Source organism: Streptomyces sp. MB09-02B, assembly GCF_033794485.1.
Lineage (GTDB): Bacteria > Actinomycetota > Actinomycetes > Streptomycetales > Streptomycetaceae > Streptomyces.
Map to the genome: position 1 here is coordinate 1 of NZ_JARGEE010000933.1, position 878 is coordinate 878.

General features: G+C 74.4%; 1 protein-coding gene. It reads right to left on the reverse strand.

Going from position 1 to position 878, the window contains the following annotated elements; genetic code table 11:
* Positions 1 to 51 precede the first annotated feature (51 nt).
* Positions 52 to 810 carry an alpha/beta fold hydrolase gene (locus P1P70_RS45165; protein WP_319248370.1) on the reverse strand — a complete coding sequence of 253 codons (759 nt, stop codon included), beginning with the start codon at positions 808 to 810 and terminating at the stop codon, positions 52 to 54.
* Positions 811 to 878: the final 68 nt, after the last annotated feature.

Here is an 878-nt window from a genome sequence, read left to right on the forward strand (position 1 = left end):
GGGTCGGTGGGGTCGGTGGGGTCGGACATGGCGGCTCTCCTGGGCTCGGGTTCAGCGGTGGTCGTCGGCGAGCTCCCACCGCAGATGGGCGGCGATCTCGTCGACGTGCGGGGGGTCCAGCAGCGACAGATGGTGGCCGGTGACCCGGACGACGGTCAGCCGCGGGCACGGCTCGTCCCAGCCGAGCGCCTCGTCGTCCCGCTCGTACGCGGGGTCGCGCACGGTGTGCGGGGCGGGCTCGGTGGCCCGGTACAGCACCACCCGCCCGTCGTGCCGGCCCGGGCGGTGGGCCTCGCCGATCCGCAGGTCCACATAGGAGGACCGCTGGTGTTCCAGGGCCGCGCGCGGCACGTCGACGGCCTCGCGCAGGGCGGCCAGTACGGTGTCGATCCGCGCGCCGTCGTCCTCCGTGGCGGCCAACTCGTCGTACGGCAGCCGCAGTTCGACCCCGTAGGTGTCGGCGACGTGGCGGGCGAAGCCGGTGAGGTGGGCGCGGATCCGTTCGGCCGGTGTCTCCTCGGGGCGGGGGAGCGGCCGTACGGAATCGATGAGCACCACCAGGCGTACGTCCCGCCCGTCGGCCGTGAGCTGTCGGGCCGCCTCCTGCGCGACGAAGCCGCCGAACGACCAACCGCCCAGCAGACAGGGGCCGTCGGGGTGCACGGCGGCCACGGCCTCCGCGTACCGCCGGGCCTTCTCGACGACCGTACGAGCCTCGTCGACCCGCTCCGTACCGAACACCGGCCGCTCCCCGCCGAGCCGCTCGACGAGGCCCCGGTACACATCGGTGGTCCCTCCGGCGGCGTGCACGAGGAAGAACGGGGGGTGGGAACCGGAGGTGTTGAGGGGGCGGCCTCAGCGAGGCCTATGTGCACGGC